Below are 21,356 nucleotides of genomic sequence, written 5' to 3' on the forward strand. Positions count from 1 at the left end.
TGCGTAGGCCATCGTGGGCACAGCGCCCTAAAATTGAGTTACTTAACGGTAGTTAGCGTATGGGGAGTGAGCGTCTTGGCGGGTTCGACCGATTTCGACCTGTACCGTCCGGCCGAGGAGCACGAGATGCTCCGGGAGACGGTGCGTGCGCTTGCCGAGGCGAAGATCGCCCCGCATGCGGCAGCGGTCGACGAGGAGGCGCGCTTCCCGCAGGAGGCGCTCGACGCCCTGACCGCGGCGGACCTGCACGCGGTCCACGTACCGGAGGAGTACGGCGGCGCGGGCGCCGACGCCCTCGCCACGGTCATCGTCATCGAGGAGGTGGCCCGCGCCTGCGCCTCCTCCTCCCTCATCCCGGCCGTGAACAAGCTCGGCTCCCTCCCGGTGATCCTCTCCGGCTCGGAGGCCCTGAAGAAGAAGTACCTGGGCCCGCTCGCCAAGGGCGACGCGATGTTCTCGTACTGCCTCTCCGAGCCCGACGCGGGTTCGGACGCGGCCGGCATGAAGACCCGGGCCGTGCGCGACGGCGACTTCTGGGTCCTCAACGGCGTGAAGCGCTGGATCACCAACGCGGGCGTCTCCGAGTACTACACGGTCATGGCCGTCACCGACCCGACCAAGCGCTCCAAGGGCATCTCCGCCTTCGTCGTCGAGAAGTCGGACGAGGGCGTCTCCTTCGGCGCCCCGGAGAAGAAGCTCGGCATCAAGGGCTCGCCGACCCGCGAGGTCTACTTCGACAACGTCCGCATCCCCGCCGACCGCATGATCGGCGAGGAGGGCACCGGCTTCGCCACCGCGATGAAGACCCTGGACCACACCCGCATCACCATCGCGGCCCAGGCCCTCGGCATCGCCCAGGGCGCCCTCGACTACGCCAAGGGCTACGTCCAGGAGCGCAAGCAGTTCGGCAAGCCGATCGCCGACTTCCAGGGCGTCCAGTTCATGCTCGCCGACATGGCCATGAAGCTGGAGGCGGCCCGCCAGCTCACCTACTCCGCCGCTGCCAAGTCCGAGCGCGTCGACGGCGACCTGACCTTCTTCGGCGCCGCCGCCAAGTGCTTCGCCTCCGACGTCGCGATGGAGGTCACCACGGACGCGGTCCAGCTCCTCGGCGGCTACGGCTACACCCGCGACTACCCGGTGGAGCGCATGATGCGCGACGCCAAGATCACCCAGATCTACGAGGGCACGAACCAGGTCCAGCGCATCGTCATGGCGCGCAACCTGCCGTAGCAAGATTTTCGCAGGTCAGCGACCGTTTCCGGTGGCTCACGGGCGGGGCTCGGCTTCCGGTCGGTTCGGGCCCGTTCGGGCCTGATGCCGGGCGAGAAATCGCCTCTCACCTGCACGAACACAGCGGCCCCCGGCTTCGCGCCGGGGGCCGTTCGTATGGTCTCCGTGGCCGCCGCACGCCTGGACGAACGATGCGCCGCTGATGTCGAGCGCGTACGGGTCGGTTCCGTTCTGCGTCACCGCACCTCCTGCTCGACTCATCGCGGTCATGGCTGACCGCCGCCGCCCGGCACGGGCGGGAGCTCAGGGTTTCCACCGCTGGAGTGGGGCTCTACTCAGCACGTACGACCACGGCGAACGATGTCCGCATGCGCCGGAATCCGGCGTGCCCGGACCGGCCGGTATGGCTCATGCATTCCACGTCGATGGACGCCGACTCGATGGAAGGCGCCGCCTTCCACTTGCAGCCCAAGCACTCGGCCTCGAACGTCACATCCGTGTCCGGGTGTTCGGTGATCCGGTGCTTCACGTACCGCATTACTGTTCTGACGCTCACAGCCCACCCCTACGGCTCAGCCTGTTGACCTCCGCGACCCTGGCGCTCAGTTCCTCTCGCGCCGGGTGGAGGAGGGGCCTGGTAGTCCGGGCACTTCGGGCTGCCGCATGCGCACTTCGGCCAGCGAAGGGGCGAGCCGGGGCCGAGGTCCGCCCCCTCCGGCCCCGGGTCGGACGCGCTCACCAGGAACACGCTGTCGACACCACGCGTCCTTGAGGAGCGGGAGAGGGCCCGGCGGGTTGATCCGCCACCGACGTGGTCGCCCGCTTCGGTTCCCTGCACTCTGCTGTCACTCACCATCGCCCGCCTTGTCCCCTGACTGCTGCGCCATGTCATGGACGGTAGGGAGGGCAGGTTCAGCCGGTCCACGTTCTTGCAGCAGCTTGCACGCGAATCACTGGAGCGAGTTGATCGCATCTGTGATGAGGACGCGGGCATCCGAGCCGTACACGGCCATTTCCGCCAGTTGGGAGAAAGCCTTGGCGTAGACGTTGATCTCGCTTGGAGCCGATACGTTCACGGCGGCCGTCAGGAGTTCGACACTCGCGCGGCGGTCGTCGAACAGGTAGAACGCTTCCAACGGCCACACGCGTCGATCGGAGGTGAACGGGATGATGCCCAGGCTTACGTCCGGAAGTGCCATCACGGCGAGGAGATAGCCAAGTTGGCCGGCCATCGTATCCGCGTCACCGATACGGTAGCGAAGTACGGTCTCTTCCATGAGGAGGCCGAACCGGCGGCCACCTTCGTGGAGGACCTGCGAGCGTTCGACGCGTGAGGCGGCGGCATCGGACGAGTCGTCGGGGGTCCCTTGAAAGGTGGCGATGGTGGAGAGCAAGGCCGCCGCGTACGCCTCGGTCTGGAGCATGCCGGGCACGACATTCGAGCAGTACACGCGAAAGTGTCGGGTTCCCTGATACAGGGGAACCACTTCCTCCTGCGCCCGGCGCATTCCATGGCGATGGAGCTTTTTCCAGTGGACGTACATCTGATCGGCCTGGCGGTTTGCTGCGACGAGATCCGCAGCTTGGTCTTCCGCGCCGCATGCTTTGCACCAGGCACGGATATCGGCATCGGACGCAGGCGTCCTGGCCCGCTCGATGCGTGATGACTTCGCGGGGCTCCAGCCACACCGAAGGGCCACCTCGTGCCCGGTCAGCTCCGCGTCTTTGCGTAGCTCTCCGAGACGAGCGGCAAGGGCTTCACGTGCGGCCTGGACGCTGGACGAGGGGGATGTGGACATGAGTGGCTCTTCAGTGTTTCGCTGGTTCAGACCAAGTACTTCTCGTGCGGGATGCCCCGCTCCCACACCGCCTCGAACGCGGCCGATGCGAACCGGGCCACGTCCGCTTCCGGGCGGAACTCCCAGCCCTGATCGGACCAGTTCCCGTCACCCGAGAAGTGGTTGAACAGCACGGTCTCGCCGTCGAAGATCCAGCAGTCGTTACCAGGCAGAGCGATGTCCGATGCCCGCCGTCTGGGCAGCCAGCGAACCTGTTCCCCGGCGTGGATATTGACCACGGTGCCGGCGTGCTCGTAACGGATGTAGTCGGTGACCGGCTCGGAGACAACGCGTGCGCGTCGAACCGTAACGCCTCTCTTCACCGTGCCCCGAATCAAATCGACCCAAGGCATCCAGTACTCGGAAGCGGGGTCCACGTCGCGCTGCCCCGTACGCTTCCAGTTGTCGAAGTCCTCGGCTTCATCGCCCACCCCGTACGAGTCGCGCATCTCCAGGTGCACGGCGGAGTGCTTGGCGGCCGCCAATAGCTCGTCAAAGCTCGGGTCGTTCTGCGACATCACATGCCTCCCTGAGCATGGGCACCATGCGGACCGGAATCCGAATGACGGCTTCGTGTGCCGGGATTCCCGACGCATGTCCGGGAGCCTCGAAAGCGGTGCACTCTGCCTCCAGTTTCTCGTCCGGCTTCCAGCCCTGGAGTACGAGTTCCCTCTTCTCTTCGTCCACCCAAATGGTGGGGGAACCCTGCTGACCGGTGTCTGGATCGATCCCGATGAACCGTAGTGCCATGACTGCCTCCGGTGCCGAGTGGCTTACGCCCACTTGCACGAGCTTCGCCCTCCGGGGCAGCCCCGGTCAAGAGGGGGCCTTGGCCTTGGGTAGGCGGCCGACCGCCCGGAGCGCACGAGGAACGCCACCGCCGAACGGCGGGGGCGTTCCTTATTGGGGGAGACGGTGCGAGCGGGCGTCGGTAGTCTGCGCCGGATGGCTGATGGGCCGGTCACCGTTCGGGGAGGGAACATGACGACGCCACTGCCCGCCCCCTCGTTGCGCACCGCCCGCCTTCGGCTGCGCGCCTTCGAGGACGCGGATGGGGACGGGCTCTTCGCACTGCACAGCAGTGCCCGTGTGCTGCGGTACTGGGACTCGCCGCCGTGGAGCGAACGCGAGCGCGCCGGGAGGTTCGTCGAGACCTGTCGGCGGATGGTGCGGGAGGGCACCGGGGTGCGGCTCGCCGTGGACCGTGTCTCCGACGGGGCGTTCCTCGGCTGGTGCGGCCTGGTCGGGTGGAATCCGGACTACCGCAGCGCGTCGCTCGGCTACTGCTACGGCGAAGCGGCGTGGGGCCACGGCTACGCGACCGAGGCCGCCGGCTCCCTGCTGCGGTGGGCGTTCGACACGCTGGACCTCAACCGCGTCCAGGCCGAGGCCGACACCCGCAACGCGGCGTCCGCACGGGTGCTGGAGAAGCTCGGGTTCGTCCGTGAAGGGACGCTGCGGGAGGACTGCGTCGTCAACGGCGAGGTCTCCGACTCATGGGTCTACGGGCTGATCCGGCGGGACTGGCGGCCTCCGGAGGAGCCGGTGTCCGTGCGCTGAGCCCGTACCGCACCTCCGGACGTGACACATCCCCGCCCTCTGTCACGTCCGGTCAGATGCCCTCGTACTCCCCGTCGAAGCGGTCCAGATCCGCCTCGGTGCGGGCCCGGAGGAGGGCGGTTCCGTGGTCGTCGCGGATGACGACCCCGTCGTGCGCGTACCAGCGTGAGCCCGGCAGCTGGGCGGTCGGGTACTCCGGGAGCGGGAGGCGGCGGAAGGCCGCGGGGATGTCCTCGGGGTCCAGCCAGCCCATCAGGTCCTCGTCGGCGCACAGCGCCTCGGACAGGACGAGTTCGACGAGCGCGACGCTCAGCCGGTCCAGCCAGGCGATCCAGTCGTCGGCGGTGGGCCGGGGGACGTCGAGGCGGAACACGACGGGCGGGTCCTCCTGGCCGAGGTCCGTGACCCGTATGCCCCAGTAGGCGCAGGACTGGTTCTCGACGCGGAAGACCAGCACGCCCCGGTCCTCGTCCAGGTAGAGGTCCTCCGGGGCGAGCAAGGTGTCCTGATTGCTCGTCAGGTCAGGCCGCAGGCCCAGGAGGTGGTGGGCCTCGCGCAGGGCGGCGGGCAGGGGCAGGCCCAGCCGCTCCGCGGCCGCGTCGAGCTCGGCGGAGGCGCGGCCGTCGGCCGCGGTGAGCGGGCGGGGGCTCCAGTCGCGGGCGAAGGCGCGGACGAAGCTCCACGCCGCCTGCCGGTCGGGCCGCACGCCGACCGCGGCGGTCAACGCCTCCAGGTCCAAGGCGAGATCGGTGGCGGGATCGGCGCCGGAGTCCGGAGCGGCTGCCGGGGCCGCGGTGGACCCCGGGGGCGGGGGCGGTTGTTCCTGCGTCATGGGCGTGACTATAGGGAGCGCCACTGACAGGGGCCGCCGACGGCAGCACACTCTGCCCCGACTCCCCGCGCTCCGGGGCGCTTTCACGGAATCCCCGTACCTCCCGGTCACGCGATCGGCACACTGGGTGCATGAACGATCACCATCAGGCACTGCCGGATCACCTCGTCATCAACGTGCAGCGCCGGGAGGACCCGGTGTCCATGGTCACCGAGGCGGACGCGTTCGCCTCGTCCCGGACGTACTCGAACGTCGTCATCCGGGGCCCGCTCTTCGGCGTCGCCGAGCAGCGCCGGGGCGAGCGGCCGCGGTGGAGGCTGATCACCGACATGGAGTCCGGCTATCCGCAGGACGTCCGCGACGAGTTGAACAGCTACCTCTGGTTCAAGGCCAGGGACGAGACGGACGATCCCCGTGAGCGGCGTGCCCTGCTCGACGCGGTCCGCCGGCTGGAGACCGAGCGGGTCAACGACCTGACCGTGGGCGACACCCGCTACCGGATCGTGCGCGCCGACGAGTTCGCCCGGATCGGTGAGAGCGGCATGGAGCCGCCCCGGGCCACCGACGTCGACTCGGACGGCTGGGACCTCGAACTTGATACACCCTCGACCACCAAGGGCTTCGTCATCGACCACGCGGCGGCGGTGGGGCTGACCGAGGGGCTGGACCGGATGGGCCTCGTGCCGCTCGCGTACACCTCCCAGCGCTTCCCGGCCGATGTGCTGGCGGACTCGCGGCGTGCGCTGCGGACCCACCCCGGGCTGGTGCTGCTGCCGGTCGCCTTCCGGGTGATGGAGCGCAAGGAACACGCCTGGTCGTTGGTGTCGTCCCAGCACCCCACCCCGCAGGACGCGCGGCGCTCGCTGGTCTACCACCTGACGAAGTTCCTGCCGATGTTCAAGCAGATCGACGAGGACGAGGCGGCCATCTACGCCCGGGCCGCCGAGGCGTTCAGCAAGCGTCGGCGCCCCAACGAGCTGGAGGTGCGCGGGCGGCGCTTCGAGATCATTCGGGTCGAACGGATGATGCGGATCGGCCCCGCCGGTCCGGAGGGCCCGCGGAAGTCGGACGTCGAGATCCACGACCCCATGCGGATGCACCCCGTGATGGACGAGTGGGGCAACATCACCCCCGAGTCGTAGGCGACGCGGGCCGGGACCGGGGTCGGCGTGAAGGCGGAGGCGCCGCTCCCCAGGAAGGGGAACGGCGCCTCGGATCGGTACAGGGTCGGCGGCCCGGGTCAGCAGGCCTTGAGCGCCCCGGAGTTGGTCAGGTTGCCGTCGTAGATCCAGCCGTTGATCTGCGTGCCGTCGATGCGCGCGTGGGTCCAAGTGTTGCCCGCGGAGTTCACCACGTAGCAGTGGTAGTACAGCTTGGCGGAGTAGACGGTGGCGGTGGTGGGGCAGTCGGCGCTCGGGCCGGTGCGCAGCGGCGCGGAACTGCCGGACACGTATCCGTAGCCGGCGTCCTTGTTGGACCACGCCGGGTGCGTGCACGCGCTTGCGCCGGTGGTGGCCGCGCCCGCGGCCGGGGCGGAGACGATGGCCGCCGAGGCGACCAGGAACGGAAGGGCCAGCGAGGTCCAGAGCTTCGTTCTCTTCACGTTCTTCCTGTTCGTCGTGCACCCGACCTGCCGGAGGGGCGCGCTTCCAGGTACAGGCAGAAACTATGTGCGACCCACAGCCTCTTGGCAGGCGCGTATCGGACACCGGGTTTTCGGGCGTCGAACGCGACGTGAATTCGCACAACTTTTCTATGTTCAAGGTCGCGTGCTGCACGACTTGGTGAACGCTTGGTGAATCATTGACTTGAATCGCATGCATTTCAGCCAAATGCCGGTGCCTGTATGGGCGGCCAGGCCCGAAACCGGATGGCTGGAAGGTGGTGGTTTCAGGGAGGGGTCCGGCATGCGTCAAGGGGAGTGGGCACGTGCAAGGGCCGGGTGGCTCCTGGGTTTCCAGGAGCCACCCGGCCCTTCGTCCTGTCTTCCAACTACTGCCTGCAGTGCGGCGTTTGGCGCTTTCCCGGGCTCTCGGCGCCGCTCGATCGGGAGAGGCCCCATCGCTCGCCACGTTGTCGGAGTCGTCCCCGTACTCCCAGTACGGGGACGGACCTCCGCCCGCGATCGCACGTACCGGACGCCGCGCGGGCCGGCCTCCGGCCGGACGTCGGCACTCTGGAGGCAGGCCCTCGCCCGGTCGTCGTCAGCGGCCGGAGACGGTGACCGTCTCGTCGTTCCTGAGCTGGTCCACCAGCTGCTTGACCTTGGCCTTGTCCCAGTCCACGTTCCCGTTGCTGAAGCCCGCGACCGGCATGTTCATCGACTTTCCGTCGCCGCCCGTGACGCCCTTCATGGCGAAGAACATCTTGCCCAGGGACCAGAGCGACATGTCCTTGTCCACGATCAGGGTGTCCAGCCCCGCGCCCATCGTCGGGTACAGCTTGAACGGGTTGAGGATCGTGGACGGCGTCGCCGTCTGGCTCGCCAGCGCCGCGAGGAACTTCTGCTGGTTCTTCGTACGGGCCAGGTCGGCCTCGGCGAAGGCGTACCGGGTGCGGACGAAGGCCAGCGACTGCTCGCCGTTCAGCGTCTGCTTGCCCGCCTGGAAGTCGGCGCCGGACTTCTTGTCCTTGAACGCCTTGGGGATGTCCAGCTCCACCCCGCCGATCGCGTCCACGATCTTGGCGAAGCCGCCGAAGCCGATCTCGACGTAGTGGTCGATGCGCAGCCCGGTGTTGAACTCGACCGTGCGGACGAGGAGTTCGGGGCCGTCCATGGCGTACGCGGCGTTCAGCTTGGTGAAGCGGCCGCGGGCCGGGTAGAGCTTGCCGGACTCGGAACCCTTGAACGAGGGGATCTCGACGTTCGAGTCGCGCGGCAGGGAGACGAGCGTCGGCCCGTTCGCCCCGTCGTGCAGGATCATCATCGAGTCGGTCCGCTTGCCCGCCGCGGAGCCGGTGTGCAGCCGCTTCTTGTCGTCGGACGTCATGCCCTCGCGGCTGTCGGAACCGACGATCAGGTAGTTGGTGCCCTTGCCGCTCTCCGGCCGCTCGATGACCTTGGAGAGGTCCACCTCGCGCCTGAGCTTGGAATCGGCCCAGAAGTAGGTGCCTATGGAGACCGCGAGGACCACGATCACCAGGGAGAGCGCGCCTATCTTGATCCGGCGGCGCCAGTCCGGCGCCGAACGACCCTGCGGGGTGTGACCGCCGCCGGGTCCGCCGGGTCCGCCGCCGTGGCCGTCGCCCCGGCCGCCACCGCCGTAGACCTGGCCCGTGTTGTAACCGCTGTCGTATCCGGTGTTCTCGTCGGGGCCGCCGTACGGGGACGGCTCCGCCCGGCGCTGCCGGGGCGGCCCGGCCGGGCGCGGCGGGGCCGGCCGCTGCTGGGGCGGGGTGGCGGGGCGCTGAACGTGCCGCATCACGCGGGCACCCTCGGGCCGCTCGCCGGCGCTGCCCTGCCCGTAGCGGTTACCGCCGCGGTTGTCGTCGGACCATCCCTCGGGCCAATCGTTCATACGGACCAGTGTGCAGGCCCGAGGCGTCCCTCTTACAGGGGGAGCGGGAAATCGGACCGGGGCTGTTGCGAAGCTGATGCATTGCGCCCGGGCCGAAGCACCCCGCATAAGGTGGACTGTATGACAGATCAGGCCCCGCGCCCGGAGGGCGACATCCCGGGCAAGCCCACCGCCGCCTCCCGGACCACCCTCAGCCACATCATGACCGGCAACGACACCAACCTGCTGGGCACGGTGCACGGCGGCGTGATCATGAAGCTGGTCGACGACGCGGCGGGTGCCGTGGCCGGACGGCACTCCGGCGGCCCCGCCGTGACGGCCTCCATGGACGAGATGGTCTTCCTGGAGCCGGTCCGGGTCGGCGACCTCGTCCACGTCCGCGCCCAGGTGAACTGGACGGGCCGCTCCTCGATGGAGGTCGGCGTCCGGGTCATGGCCGAGCGCTGGAACGAATCCACCCCCGCCCAGCAGGTCGGCAGCGCCTACCTGGTCTTCGCCGCGGTCGACGCGGACGGCAGGCCGCGCCCCGTGCCGCAGGTGATCCCCGAGACGGAGCGCGACCGGCGGCGCTACCAGGAGGCGCAGATCCGGCGCACCCACCGGCTGGCCCGCCGCCGCGCGATCAAGGAGCTGCGGGAGAAGCGCGCCGCGGACGGGATCGAGGACTGAGGCCTCGGCCGTTCCGTCACGGGCAGACCACCTGGTCGCCCGAGACGGCGCCGTACGGGCCGCTCTCCGGGTCCTCGGCCCGCACCCGGCGCACCTCGCCGAAGTCCGTCCCGGCCGTCACCCGGATCGTGGGCCCCTGCCCCTTCACCGGGTGCAGCCGCGCCCCCGGCAGCGCCACCGCCAGCGACTTCGCGGACCGGTCCCAGCGCGGGTCGTACGTGACCAGGGTCTGCTCCAGGTCGTGCGCGTCCCCGTTCAGCGGGGCGCGGGTGGTGTCGAAGCCGGTGGCGCGCAGCGCGTCGTCGGCCTTCTGCCCGAGGCCGTCCCTCGGCGTCCCGTTGTAGACCTGGATCCGGATCAGCTTCGGGTCCACGTCGACGGGCAGCGCCCGCGGTCCGGCGGGGCGGGCGGGGGCGAGGGGCTCGTCCTCGCGCAGCGCCCGGAAGAGCTTCCTGGACTTCGCCGGGTCCCAGGTGACCGTCGAGCCGATGCCCTTCACCGGGTGCGAGGGGTTCCCCACCGGTACGGAGGTGAACTCCGACGACGAGGGGGAGAAGCCCTGCATCGCCCGGCCCAGCTCCAGCATCTGCTCCGCCCCGAAGCCCTCGTCGGCCCGGACCGAGCCCAGCACCGTGGAGACGACGTCCCGGAGCTTCACCGGGTTCAGCAGCACCCCGCTCCCGGTTGCCCGCTCGATCAGTGCGGCGAGGAACTTCTGCTGGCGCTGCATCCGGCCCAGGTCGGCGGCGCCGTCGATGTGCCGGGAGCGTACGTACTGGAGGGCCTGCCCGCCGTTCAGGTCGTGCGGGCCCGCGGCCAGGTCCAGGCCGGTGTACGCGTCCTTCAGCGGCCGGGGCGTGCAGATCCGTACCCCGCCCAGGGTGTCGACCGTCCGCATGAAGCTGGTGAAGTCGACCTCCAGATAGTGGTCGATCTTGATGCCCGTCATGTTCTCGACGGTCCGCAGGGTCAGGTTCGGGCCGCCCTCGGCGTAGGCCGCGTTCAGCTTCATCGGGCGGGCGGGGTGCGGTGCGCCGGTGTCCGGGGCCCGGTGCGCGGGGACCTCGGCGTAGCTGTCCCGGGGCAGTGAGACGACGCTGGCGCGCTTCTTGTCGGCCGACAGATGGACCAGCATGACCGTGTCGGTGCAGTGGCAGGGCGCGCCGCCCAGCCGGTACCTCCGCTTCTCCTGCGGGGTGATCCGGTCGCGGCCGTCGGTGCCGACGAGCAGCAGATTGGTGCCGACGCCCGCGCTCGGCCGGTTCTTCATGTCCTTGAACGGGTCGACCCGGTCGATCCCGGTGTCCAGGCCGGACACCACCGCGTGGCCGACCCCGCCGGCCCCGAGGACCAGCACCGAGAGCCCGGTCACCAGCCGCGCTCCCCAGCGCGGCCGCTCGTCCTGTCTTCTGGACCGCAGGCGCGGCGGGACCCCGCGGGAGCTCGACGGGCCCAGGGAGCGGTGCGGTACGGGCACGGGTACCTCCAGGGTGCGAGGGAGAGGGACCGTCCGTACGGTAGGCCAATATGATCTTTTATCCGCCATATCGCCCAGCGGGACGCGCCGGTGTCCCCCGTTCGCGCCAACGCGGCGGCCGGATCCCGGCGCCGGGTGGGGGGTCTCCCCGGGAACGCCGCCGGAACGGCCGAAGGGGCCCTCCGGTGTTCCGGGGGCCCCTTCGGTGCCTCGCGAGCGGGTGGCCGGGCGGCCGGGTGACCCGGCGGCTACCAGGTGAAGCCCGGCTGGATGTCCATACAGGCCGACTCGTCACTGCCGTTGAGCGCCCGCGCGGTGTCCGGGGTCTTCTCCTCGGCGGGGGGCGCCTTGTACTCCCCGTCCTCCCGCCAGTCGGAGCCCACGGTCAGCGTGATGCCGGAGACGTCGGTCGACTTCCGCACCGCGCTCAGCGGGATGCCGAGCGCCTTGGCGACCGCCTGGGCGTTGCCCTTCATGTCCACGCTGGGATACGCCACCGTGGTCCGGTCCGACGCCTCGGTGTTCGCGGTGTCGAGCGAGGACTGGGTGAAGCCCTTCCCGGCCAGCAGCCCCTGGACCGCCGTCGCCCGGCCCTTGACCGGGTACTCGGTCTCGGTACGGGTGCCGTTGCGGATGGTCACCGGCGTCTCGGCCGGGGTCGAGGTGGGCTTCTCGGCGACCGGGGGCTTCTTTTTCTTCTTGGACGCCTTGCCGTCGAGCGGGATGTCGTCGCGGACCATCTGGAAGAGCCGCTCGGCGTCACCTGCCTTGGGCAGGACCCGGCCCTCCAGGCTCCCCGTCCCGTAGACGTTCGGCATCGTCGTCATGGTGATGCGGCTGGTGGGAGCCTTCTTCAGCTCCTCCGCGAGGTCGTACAGCTTCTTGACCGTGTCGAGGCCCTTGTCGACGGTCAGTGCGTCGGTCGCCGCGTCCGCCAGGTCCATCAGCTTGCCGGGGTCGGTGAGCTTGGTGCCCTTGCGCAGTTCGCGGACCATCGAGTTCATGTACATGTGCTGGGCGTGGGTGCGGCCGAGGTCGGTGCCGTCCTCGAAGCCGTAACGGGTGCGCAGCCACTGCAGGGCCTGCTTGCCCTGGACCTTCGTGGTGCCCTTCCGCAGCTTGAGCCCGGAGCCCTTGCCCGCGCTGGTGTGCGAGTAGACGTTCTCCTTGACGCAGACCGGGACGCCGCCGATCGCGTCGGCCATCGAGACCACCCCGGAGAAGTCGATCATCATGAAGTGGTCGATGGTGATGCCGGTCAGCTCGTACCAGGTGGCGACCGAGCAGCCCGGCCCCCCGCGCATCAGCGTCTCGTTGGTCATCTTGAGGCCGATGCTCGCGGGGTAGACCTTCTTCGTCTCCGGGTCGGTGCACTTGGGGATCTTCAGCATGGTGTCGCGCGGCATGCTGATCACCGACATGTTGGACCGGTCGGCGGAGAGGTGGAGCAGCATCTGCACATCGGCCAGGGGTGGCGCCCCGAAGGTGTCCTTGGCCCCGCCGAGCTTCTGGTTCTCCTTGTCGTCCCGCGCGTCCGAGCCCAGGAGCAGGATGTTCAGCGGGGTCTGACCGGCGGAGTTGGCCTTGTGATCGGCCATCTTCTTGTCACCGAGGGTCAGATCGGCCTTCTTGATGTTGCTGTTGAGGTGCTCGTAGTAGAGGTATCCGGCCCCCGCGCCGCCGAGTATGAGCAGCGCCAGGACCGAGGCGCTCCAGCGCAGCACCTTGCGCTTGCCGCTCCTGCCGCGCCGCTTGCGGCCGCCACCGCGCCGGTGGCCGCCGTCCGCCCCGGCCGCGCCGGCTTTCGGTCGCTCCCCGTCGCCGGAGCCCGCCCCCTGCTCCGGCCCGTCCTCGTACAGCCCGTCGTCCCAGCCGAGTTGTTCGGCGCGACGGACGCGTGGTCGCGTCCCCTCCCCGGGCGTGCTGCTCCGTCCCACCGGGACCCCCCTGCTGCTCAGTTTCGTGGTTCGGCGCGGTGACCCGGTGTCACTTGGCGCACACTGCCTTGTCGGCGTTGGCTTGCTGGATGTCTTCCGGCGCCTTGGTCGGACCGGTGATGGGCGTGCCCGCCGCCTTGAAGTCCTTCCCGAGGGTCAGGATCATCGCCTGGAGACCCTCGGCGTCCTCGGTGCCCGGCTTCAGGGCCGAGCCGGGCAGGCCCATCATGGCGGCCAGCGCCCGGGCCTGGTCGGCCTGGTTGGGGGCGTACTCCAACGTCGTCTTGTCGATCTTCGACGGGGCGTTGGACTTGTTCGTGGACTTGAGGACGCCCTGCTCGTTCTGGAGCCAGGTGACCGTCGCCTGCGCCCCCCCGGGGACCTCGCCGCCGTTGTACACATCGACGCGGACGTCGGCCGCGGCCGCCTTGGTTCCCTTGAGGAGCTTGTCCTGCTTGCTCTTCGCGGCCTTCTTCTTCGACTTCACCTCGGTGAGCGAGGTGTCGTCGCGCATCATGGCGAACAGCGCGTCCGCTTTGGGCGGGTTGAGTACGACGGTCGCCTTGACCTTCTCCGCCGGGTTGTCGAGCACCGGCACGGTGGTGAAGGTGATGTTCTTGGTGTTGACCTTGCCGATCTCCTGGGCCAGCGAGGTCAGCTTCTTCACCGAGCCGATGCCCGAGTCCACGGTGAGCGCCTTGACCACCGCGTCCGCCAGCTTGTACATCTTGGTCGGGCTGGTCAGGGTGTCGTCCGACTGCATCTGCCGGATCATCGACGCGACGAACTGCTGCTGGATTTGGATCCGGTCCAGGTCGCCCCGGTTGCCGAAGCTGTGCCGGGTCCGGACGAACGCCAGGGCGTCCTCGCCCTGGATGCGGTGCTCACCGGCCGGCAGGTTCAGATGGGAGTCCGGGTCGTTGACCGCCTTCGCCAGGCAGATCTGGACCCCGCCGACCGCCGTGGACAGCTCCTTCACCGCGTTGAAGTCGACCATCATGAAGTGGTCGACCTTCAGGCCGGTTATCGCCTTGACGGTGTCCATGGTGCAGCCCGGGCCCCGGCCCTCCTGGCCGAGGCTCTCGTTGAAGCGGACGCCCTGGCTGCCGGGGACCAGCTTCTCCGAGCCGTCCTCCTGCGGGACCTTGCAGTCGGGGATGTCGGTGATCAGGTCGCGCGGGATGCTGAGCGCCGTCGCGTTGGTGCGGTCCTCGGAGACGTGGAAGAGGATGTTGGTGTCGGCGTGGCCGATGCTGCCCTTGTCGCCGTAGCCCTCGTTGCCCTTGCCGGTCCGCTTGTCGGTACCGATGACGAGTATGTTGATCGGGGCGTCGTTGTCGAAGACGTTCTTGTTGCCGGACCCGCCGACGTCGACCGTGTTCAGGCTGCTGTTGAAGTGCTGGTAGAGCGCGTAGCCGCCCACCGACAGCCCGACGAGCACGAAGGCCGTCACACCGCCCGTCCACATCAGCGCCTTCTTGCGCCGCGCCTTGGACGCCTTGCGGGACTTGCGGGCACGCCGGGACCCCGTGGCCTCCGGGTCGGAACCCTCCGTGCCGCGCGTCCCGTTGGCGGAGCGGCGGCGCTGGCCGGGCACCTCGCGGCCCGGGGCGCCCCGGCGGCCCTCGCGGACCGGGGAGCCGTCCTCGCCGTCGCCGACCGGGGCACGGCGGTCGCCCCCGCCCCGCCGTCCGCCTTCTCTGTCCTGGACCGGGCCTCTGCTGTGGGGGACACGTGGGCCGGAAGTCCGGGCGGAGTCGCCCGAATCCCCTCCGGAATTATTCAGTCGCAGCTCGTAATCGCCAGTGTTCGGGTTGAGCACCCACTGGTCTGCGGGGTCGATTCCGTCCGCCCGCCCACGGCTTTGCGCATCCACGGTTGCTTGTGTCCTCCGTCGGTGCCACGCGAGGCGCCTCCCCCGATCAGGCGCTCGATCTTTCGCTCCAGAAGTGCGCGGCCAGACGGCCGGCAGCACCGGATCGCGTCACACTATCCGCCCGATTCCACGTCGAGCGACGCGCGTGACAAATTCCACGCTCTTTACAACTGGTCATACTGCTCATTACACGCCGATCACCGGCTCCCGTTTGGGAATTGCTTTACTGCTCGCACAGGTCCGCCGCCGCGTTGTTGCCCGAATACGTGGGCGTCGGAGTGGGGCCGGAAGCGTCCGAAGTATCGGCCGCGGCATTGTTTTTCCCGGTGTTCTTCCCGTTGTCATGTGCGAGCTGGTCCGCCGGGACGACGGTGACCGGTTTGTCCGCGCGCAACCGCTTGAAGAGCCGTTCCGCGGCGGGCTGTACGAGTTCGTCCCGGTTTCGGTCGGCGGCGTACGGCTGCCGGGGCACGGTCAGGAACTGCACCTTGTCGGTCGGTACGTCGCGCAGGCCGCGCACCAGGTCGTACAGATCCTTGAGGTTGTCCAGCCCGGGGTCGGTGGTCAGCGCCTTGGTGGCGGCGTCCAGCACCGGGTAGAGGCGGGTCGGGTTGAGCAGGACGCCGTCGCTCTGGACCTTGTTCACCAGCGCGCCCAGGAACTGCTGCTGGCGGTCCATCCGCTCGGTGTCGCTGCCGTTGCCGATCGACTTGCGGGCCCGTACGTAGCCCAGCGCCTCCTCGCCGTCGAGCGTCTGGCGCCCGGCGGGGAGCTTCAGATGGGCGTCGGGGTCGTCCACCGGCTTCTTGAGGCAGACCTGGACGCCGTCGACCGCGTCGACCATGTCCTTGAAGCCGTTGAAGTCGATGATCATGTGGTGGTCTATCCGGATGCCGGTCAGCTTCTCGACCGTACGGATCGTGCAGGCCGCGCCGCCCCGCTCGAAGGCCCAGTTGAACTGGGCGAACATCGCCCTGGTCGTGGTGGAGTCCGCCTGGTGGCAGGCCGGGATGTCCACCATCAGGTCGCGCGGCAGGGACATCGCGGTGGCGCTCTTCCGGTCCGCCGCCAGGTGCAGCAGGATCGTGGTGTCCGAGCGCTGGCTGCCGCCGTCGTCCCGGCCGTACGCGCGGTTCTCGCCGGCCCGGCTGTCCGAGCCGATGAGCAGGATGTTCTCCGCGTCCCGCACCACCGGTACCGGCCGCTCCCGCTCGTACACCTTGAGCTCGGCGGCGACGGAGGTGTCGGTCCGGATGTTGCCGTCGAGCTTCCGGTACAGCCAGCAGCCGACGCCCGCCGCGACCAGGACGACGAACGAGGCGCCCAGCGCGGTCCAGCGCAGCCAGTGGCGGCGGGGGCGGGGCGCGGCGACGGCGGTGACGGGGAGGGGGTCGGGTCCGCTCTCCGGCGGGCCGTTCCCCGGGGCGGGCCCGGGGCCGTCCGGGGAGCCGTTCCCGGAGCTGTCCTTGGGGGCGCTCCCGGAGTCGGCCCCCGGGGTGTCCGTGGAGCCGCTTGCGGAGTCGTTTCCGGGGTGCGGCCCGCCCCCGCCCGCCGCCGGTTCGTCCGGCGGCCCGGCGCTTTCGCTCACGTTGCGTCCATCCTTCACGTTCGGCGGCACCTCGGGCCGCCGGTCGCACAAGTAGACGGATGAACTTCACGCTTGGTTGTGCCCCCGATGGCCCGTAGCGCCGATCATGTACCGGAGTTGACGCACAGCCACCGGGGCTCGACCCGGTGTGGGCCGGACGAGTGGCCCCCGGGAGCGTTTGTCATACCGCGGTGGCGGTGGCCCGTTCGCTCGCCACGCGCTTCGCCAGCCCGTCCGCGTCCAGCCGGTCCAGATGACGGCAGAGGATCACGGACCCCCCGGCGGCCAGCGGCGCGTACAGCCCCGCGGCCAGCCCCGCCCAGGAATCGTACGAACCGCCCGTGAGCAGCCGCGATCCGGCGGACAGGCCCAGCGCCGCCGCCTCCTCGCGGGCCCGCGCCACCAGCTGTACGGACGTCAGCTCCGTGCCGTCCACCACCAGCGCCGGGGCGTTCGGGTCCACCGGGGCGAACGGGGCGAAGCGGTCGCCCTGGCCGGGCACCTCGACCGCGTAGTCTGTGAACCCCTCGGGCGGCTGCGGGAACCGGCCGCCCAGCGGACGGAGCGCCAGGGCGACCCGCTCGCCGGAGCAGGCGCGCGCCGCCTCCAGCCCCTCCGGCCCGCTGACGACGAGATCGGCGCCGGCCGGATCGCCCCCGACCTCGGCGACCACCCCGACCGAGGAGCAGGCGAGCAGCCAGACCGCGGTCTGCCAGTGCGCGGGCAGCAGCAGCGCGAGCCGGTCACCGGGCTCGGCGGCCAGGTCGCCCTGGAGGAGATTGGCGGTCTTGGCCACCCAATTGGCGAAGGTGGCCACGGACAGTTCGACGCGTTCCCCGGTGGCGTCGTCGTAGAAGGTGACCAGGGGGCGGGCCGGATCCGCGGCGAGCGCGGAACGCAGCAGGTCGGCAGGGGTGCGGTCGGTGGCGTTCATCCGTGCAAGCGTACGCGGCGAGGGGTGCCCCCACGGGCGGAAACGGCCGTTCCGGACGCCGCCGGAACCGAGGGGCCGTCAGGCCGGGCCCCGGTCCAGGTAGCCGGACTTGCCGAGTATGGCCAGGATTGTTCGCATGCGTGCCTTCCTTGCATCCTCGATCGGTGTCGCCTGCGCGGCCGTTCTCGCCCTTCCGTCGGCCGTGCCCGCGGGCGCCGCCCCCGCCCCCGCTCCCCGCACCGCCTCCGTGGCGCCGGCCGGATCCGTCGATGTGCCGGGCTCCACACAGTCCCTGGCGCTGCGGGCCCTGCCGCTGCCGTCCGACCGGGTCGACCACCGGACCACCCCCGAACAGGGCCTGCTCGACCGCGAGGTCCACCCCTTCTCCATGCTCGGCGTCGTCTGGAACGACGCGGACGCCGAACTCCACGGCACCGTCCAGGTCCGCACCCGCGCCACCGGCACCGGCACCTGGTCGCGCTGGCAGGACCTGGAGACCCACAACGCCGAACACTCCGCCGACCCCGACACTGCCGAACGCCGGTCCCGCGGCGTCCGGGGCTCCACCGCCCCGCTCTGGGTCGGCGACTCGGACGCCGTGTCGGTCCGGGTACGCCCCGAGGCCCCGGACCCGCAGGACCGGACCGGCACCGCCAGACCGCTGCCCGGCGGGCTGCACCTCGAACTCGTCGACCCCGGCAAGGACCCGAAGGCCCCCGGAAGCGGTACGACGACGGCCGGGCGCACCGGACAGTCCGGTCCGGCGGCGCGGAACGTGCCGGGCGGCATGCTCCCCGCCCTGAACAAGTCCGCCTCCGAAGCACTGGGCGAGGCGGAGGCCGGTCTCGCCCGGGGCGCCCGCCCGTACATCGGGCCCCGCCCCGGCATCGTCACCCGCAAGGGCTGGGGCGCCGACGAGAAGCTCCGGGAACGGACCTTCGTCTACACCAGCACCGTCAAGGCCGCCTTCATCCACCACAGCGCCACCGGCAACAACTACACCTGCGCCCAGGCCCCCGCCGTACTGCGCGGCATCTACCGCTACCACGTCAAGAGCAGCGGCTGGCGCGACATCGGCTACAACTTCGCCGTCGACAAGTGCGGAAACATCTACGAAGGACGGGCAGGAGGCGTGACCAAGGCCGTGCTCGGAGCACACACCCTCGGCTTCAACAGCAACACCATGGGCATCGCGGTGCTCGGCACCTTCACCGACTCCACCCCGCCGTCCGCCGCCGTCAACGCCGTCGCGAAGCTCACCGCCTGGAAGCTCGGCCTGTTCGGTGCCAACCCGAAGGGCAAGGTCACCCTCGTCTCCGGCGGCAGCAACAAGTACAAGAAGGGGGCGAAGGTCAGCCTCAACGTCATCTCCGGCCACCGGGACGGCTATGTGACCGAATGCCCCGGAGCCCGCCTCTACAACAAGCTCGGCTCGGCCCGCAGCAGTTCGGCCCAGATGCAGGGCCGCTGACCCGGGGCCGCCGCGACCGCCCGGGGCCGCCACCGACCGCGCTGCATACACTGGCCAGCCGAAATCCCGGCCGGGACCCCAGCAGGAAGCAGAGTCAGCGCGGTGACAGAGGCAAAAGAAGCGATCCTCCTGGTCGGCGGGAAGGGGACCCGGCTGCGCCCGCTCACGGTGCACACGCCCAAACCCATGGTCCCGGCGGCGGGCGTGCCCTTCCTCTCGCACCAGCTGGCGCGCGCCCGCGCCGCCGGGGTCGAGCACATCGTGCTCGCGACGTCGTACCTGGCGGAGGTCTTCGAGCCGTACTTCGGCGACGGCTCCGGACTCGGCCTCCACATCGAGTACGTCACCGAGCTCGAACCGCTCGGCACCGGCGGGGCGATACGCAACGCCGCGTCCCGGCTGACCGCCGCCCCAGACGAACCGGTGCTCGTCTTCAACGGCGACATCCTCACCGGCCTGGACATCCGGGCCCTGGCCGCCACGCACACCGCCTCCGGGGCCGACGTCTCCCTCCACCTCACCCGGGTCGAGGACCCGCGCGCCTTCGGCCTCGTCCCGACGGACGGCGACGGCCGGGTCACCGCGTTCCTGGAGAAGCCGGAGACCCCCGAACAGATCGTCACCGACCAGATCAACGCCGGGGCGTACGTCTTCCGGCGCTCGGTCATCGACACGGTCCCGGCCGGCCGCCCGGTCTCCGTCGAACGGGAGACCTTCCCCGGACTGCTCACCGCCGGGGCCCACCTGCAGGGCATGGTCGACTCCACGTACTGGCTGGACCTCGGCACCCCGCAGGCATTCGTCCGCGGCTCCGCCGACCTGGTCCTGGGGCGCGCCCCGTCCCCGGCCGTCCCGGGCCGGTGCGGCGACCGGCTCGTCCTGCCGGACGCCTCCGTCGCCCCCGACGCCAAGATCGGCGGCGGCTCGGTGATCGGGGAGGGCGCCCTGGTCGGCGCGGGGGCCCGGATCGACGGCTCGGCGATCCTGGCCGGAGCGGTCGTCGGACCCGGCGCCGTGATCGAGGACTCACTGGTCGGAGCCGGTGCCCGGATCGGCGAGCGGACGGTGCTCAGCGGCGCGGTCGTCGGGGACGGTGCCCGGATCGGCGCCGACAACGAGCTGCGCGACGGCATCCGGGTCTGGTGCGGGGCGGTCCTCCCGGACGGGGCGGTGCGCTTCTCCTCGGACCAGTAGGAACGGAAACGGGGCCCGCCGGGCTTACCCTCGACGGGCAGGCCCCGTCACCGACGACCCGGCCGGGAGCCGACCGCCGGGAGCCGGTGGCCGGCGGCCGGGCGCGGCGACCGGGAACCGGCCACCGAGAACCGACGACCGAGAACCGACCCCTGAGGACCCCGACCCGTGGCAGGACGATTCGCCCCCCGCGGCACGCCGCGCGCCGCCGTTCCGCGCCGGACGGCGACGGCGGCGACGGCCCCGGCGGCGGATGCCCTCACCCGCGACTGGACCCCGCCGGGCCCGCTCGACCTGCGCCTCGTCCTCGGCCCGCTGCGCCGGGGCCCCGCCGACCCCACCTACCGGATGACCGGCGACGGCACGTTCTGGCGGGCCAGCCGCACCCCCGAGGGGCCCGGCACCCTCCGCGTCGCCGACCGGGGCGGGCGGATCGAGGCGGCGGCCTGGGGCCCCGGCGGGCCCTGGCTGCTGGACCGGCTCCCGACGCTGCTCGGCGCCGACGACGACCCGGACGCCTTCCGCCCGCGCCACCGGCTGCTCGCCCTGACCCACCACCGCCGCCCCGGCCTGCGCCTGCTGCGCACCGGGCTGGTGATGGAGTCGCTGATCCCGTCGATCCTGGAGCAGAAGGTCACCACGGACGAGGCGTACCGCGCCTGGCGCCACCTGGTCCGCACGCACGGCACCCCGGCACCCGGCCCCACCGGCCACGCCCCGTTCACCGCGCTGGGCCTGCACGTCATGCCGGACGCCCGCACCTGGTCCCTGATCCCGTCCTGGGAGTGGCACCGGGCGGGCGTCGACGCCAAGCGCTCCGGCACGATCCTGCGCGCGGTACGGGTGGCCCGGCGGCTGGAGGAGGCGGCGGCCATGGACCTCCCGGCGGCCGCGGCCCGGTTGGAACTCGTCCCGGGCATCGGCCCCTGGACCTCCGCCGAGACCCTCCAACGCTCCAACGGCGCCCCCGACGCCGTCACCGTCGGGGACATCCACCTCCCCGGCATCGTCGGCCACGCCCTCGCCGACCGCAGGGACGCCGACGACGCGGAGATGCTCGCCCTGCTCGCCCCGTACGAGGGCCAGCGCCACCGGGCCACCCGGCTCGTCCTGCTCTCCGGCCGCATCCCGCCGCGCCGCGCCCCGCGCATGTCCCGGGGCGACATCGCGCGCCTGTAGGGCGTGCCGCGGCGCACCGCGTCCCGGAAGCCCGCCGGGCACCCGGCGGG

The 21,356-nt window shown here is 70.7% G+C and carries 18 protein-coding genes; 7 read left to right on the forward strand and 11 right to left on the reverse strand.

The window, feature by feature from the left end; genetic code table 11:
• The first annotated feature begins 75 nt into the window (after positions 1-75).
• Positions 76-1,233, forward strand: coding sequence for an acyl-CoA dehydrogenase (locus tag ACF08W_RS06575; protein WP_352277086.1), 1,158 nt, complete (start codon positions 76-78; stop codon positions 1,231-1,233).
• 950 nt (positions 1,234-2,183) lie between these two features.
• Here the strand turns inward: ACF08W_RS06575 and ACF08W_RS06580 are convergent.
• The 3 genes from ACF08W_RS06580 to ACF08W_RS06590 are packed head-to-tail and all read right to left on the reverse strand — an operon-like array spanning position 2,184 to position 3,821.
• Entirely contained in the window at positions 2,184-3,032 is an 849-nt protein-coding gene (locus ACF08W_RS06580; RefSeq protein WP_392278615.1) for a helix-turn-helix domain-containing protein, read from the reverse strand.
• A 26-nt stretch (positions 3,033-3,058) separates the two neighbouring features.
• Positions 3,059-3,589: a DUF6879 family protein gene (locus ACF08W_RS06585; protein WP_392278616.1), complete on the reverse strand. Its 531-nt coding sequence runs from the start codon at positions 3,587-3,589 to the stop codon at positions 3,059-3,061.
• The gene (locus tag ACF08W_RS06590) at positions 3,564-3,821 is read right to left on the reverse strand and encodes a hypothetical protein (protein ID WP_385206491.1); all 258 of its coding nucleotides are present in this window, start codon (positions 3,819-3,821) and stop codon (positions 3,564-3,566) included. Before ACF08W_RS06590 ends, ACF08W_RS06585 begins: the two co-directional genes overlap by 26 nt.
• 231 nt (positions 3,822-4,052) lie before the next feature.
• On the opposite strand from ACF08W_RS06590, the gene ACF08W_RS06595 reads away from it, so the two are divergent.
• Positions 4,053-4,631 (forward strand): GNAT family N-acetyltransferase, encoded by a 579-nt coding sequence (locus ACF08W_RS06595; protein ID WP_392278617.1) that lies wholly within the window; start codon positions 4,053-4,055, stop codon positions 4,629-4,631.
• Positions 4,632-4,683: 52 nt separating this feature from the next.
• On the opposite strand, the gene ACF08W_RS06600 is transcribed toward ACF08W_RS06595, so the two are convergent.
• Positions 4,684-5,463: an SMI1/KNR4 family protein gene (locus tag ACF08W_RS06600; protein WP_392278618.1), complete on the reverse strand. Its 780-nt coding sequence runs from the start codon at positions 5,461-5,463 to the stop codon at positions 4,684-4,686.
• Between the two features lie 131 nt (positions 5,464-5,594).
• Between ACF08W_RS06600 and ACF08W_RS06605 the strand changes: the two genes are divergently transcribed.
• On the forward strand, positions 5,595-6,605 hold the full coding sequence (locus ACF08W_RS06605; RefSeq protein ID WP_385206482.1) for a DUF5954 family protein: 1,011 nt from the start codon (positions 5,595-5,597) through the stop codon (positions 6,603-6,605).
• A 98-nt stretch (positions 6,606-6,703) separates the two neighbouring features.
• Here the strand turns inward: ACF08W_RS06605 and ACF08W_RS06610 are convergent, their stop codons facing one another.
• A complete protein-coding gene (locus ACF08W_RS06610; RefSeq protein WP_352277019.1) occupies positions 6,704-7,066 on the reverse strand; it encodes an SH3 domain-containing protein in 363 nt (120 codons plus the stop codon).
• A gap of 601 nt (positions 7,067-7,667) precedes the next feature.
• On the reverse strand, positions 7,668-8,981 hold the full coding sequence (locus ACF08W_RS06615; protein ID WP_392278619.1) for an LCP family protein: 1,314 nt from the start codon (positions 8,979-8,981) through the stop codon (positions 7,668-7,670).
• 120 nt (positions 8,982-9,101) lie between these two features.
• On the opposite strand from ACF08W_RS06615, the gene ACF08W_RS06620 reads away from it, so the two are divergent.
• On the forward strand, positions 9,102-9,650 hold the full coding sequence (locus ACF08W_RS06620; RefSeq protein ID WP_352277022.1) for an acyl-CoA thioesterase: 549 nt from the start codon (positions 9,102-9,104) through the stop codon (positions 9,648-9,650).
• Between the two features lie 16 nt (positions 9,651-9,666).
• On the opposite strand, the gene ACF08W_RS06625 is transcribed toward ACF08W_RS06620, so the two are convergent.
• From ACF08W_RS06625 to ACF08W_RS06645, 5 genes are all read right to left on the reverse strand, one after another.
• Positions 9,667-11,127, reverse strand: coding sequence for an LCP family protein (locus ACF08W_RS06625; protein WP_385206476.1), 1,461 nt, complete (start codon positions 11,125-11,127; stop codon positions 9,667-9,669).
• A gap of 248 nt (positions 11,128-11,375) precedes the next feature.
• Positions 11,376-13,064 (reverse strand): LCP family protein, encoded by a 1,689-nt coding sequence (locus ACF08W_RS06630; RefSeq protein ID WP_392278620.1) that lies wholly within the window; start codon positions 13,062-13,064, stop codon positions 11,376-11,378.
• Between the two features lie 49 nt (positions 13,065-13,113).
• Positions 13,114-14,940 carry an LCP family protein gene (locus ACF08W_RS06635; protein ID WP_392278621.1) on the reverse strand — a complete coding sequence of 609 codons (1,827 nt, stop codon included), beginning with the start codon at positions 14,938-14,940 and terminating at the stop codon, positions 13,114-13,116.
• A 223-nt stretch (positions 14,941-15,163) separates the two neighbouring features.
• Positions 15,164-16,528: an LCP family protein gene (locus ACF08W_RS06640; protein WP_392278622.1), complete on the reverse strand. Its 1,365-nt coding sequence runs from the start codon at positions 16,526-16,528 to the stop codon at positions 15,164-15,166.
• Between the two features lie 181 nt (positions 16,529-16,709).
• Complete coding sequence (locus ACF08W_RS06645) at positions 16,710-17,462, reverse strand: TIGR03089 family protein (RefSeq protein ID WP_392278623.1); 753 nt, start codon at positions 17,460-17,462, stop codon at positions 16,710-16,712.
• A 136-nt stretch (positions 17,463-17,598) separates the two neighbouring features.
• Between ACF08W_RS06645 and ACF08W_RS06650 the strand changes: the two genes are divergently transcribed.
• The 3 genes from ACF08W_RS06650 (at position 17,599) to ACF08W_RS06660 (ending at position 21,306) form a co-directional block, all read left to right on the forward strand.
• The gene (locus ACF08W_RS06650; RefSeq protein ID WP_392278624.1) at positions 17,599-18,933 is read left to right on the forward strand and encodes a peptidoglycan recognition protein; all 1,335 of its coding nucleotides are present in this window, start codon (positions 17,599-17,601) and stop codon (positions 18,931-18,933) included.
• 102 nt (positions 18,934-19,035) lie between these two features.
• Positions 19,036-20,127 carry a sugar phosphate nucleotidyltransferase gene (locus ACF08W_RS06655; protein ID WP_392278625.1) on the forward strand — a complete coding sequence of 364 codons (1,092 nt, stop codon included), beginning with the start codon at positions 19,036-19,038 and terminating at the stop codon, positions 20,125-20,127.
• 168 nt (positions 20,128-20,295) lie between these two features.
• Entirely contained in the window at positions 20,296-21,306 is a 1,011-nt protein-coding gene (locus tag ACF08W_RS06660) for a DNA-3-methyladenine glycosylase family protein (RefSeq protein WP_385206457.1), read from the forward strand.
• The last annotated feature ends 50 nt before the right edge of the window (positions 21,307-21,356 follow it).

Source organism: Streptomyces sp. NPDC015144 (assembly GCF_043079735.1).
GTDB lineage: Bacteria > Actinomycetota > Actinomycetes > Streptomycetales > Streptomycetaceae > Streptomyces.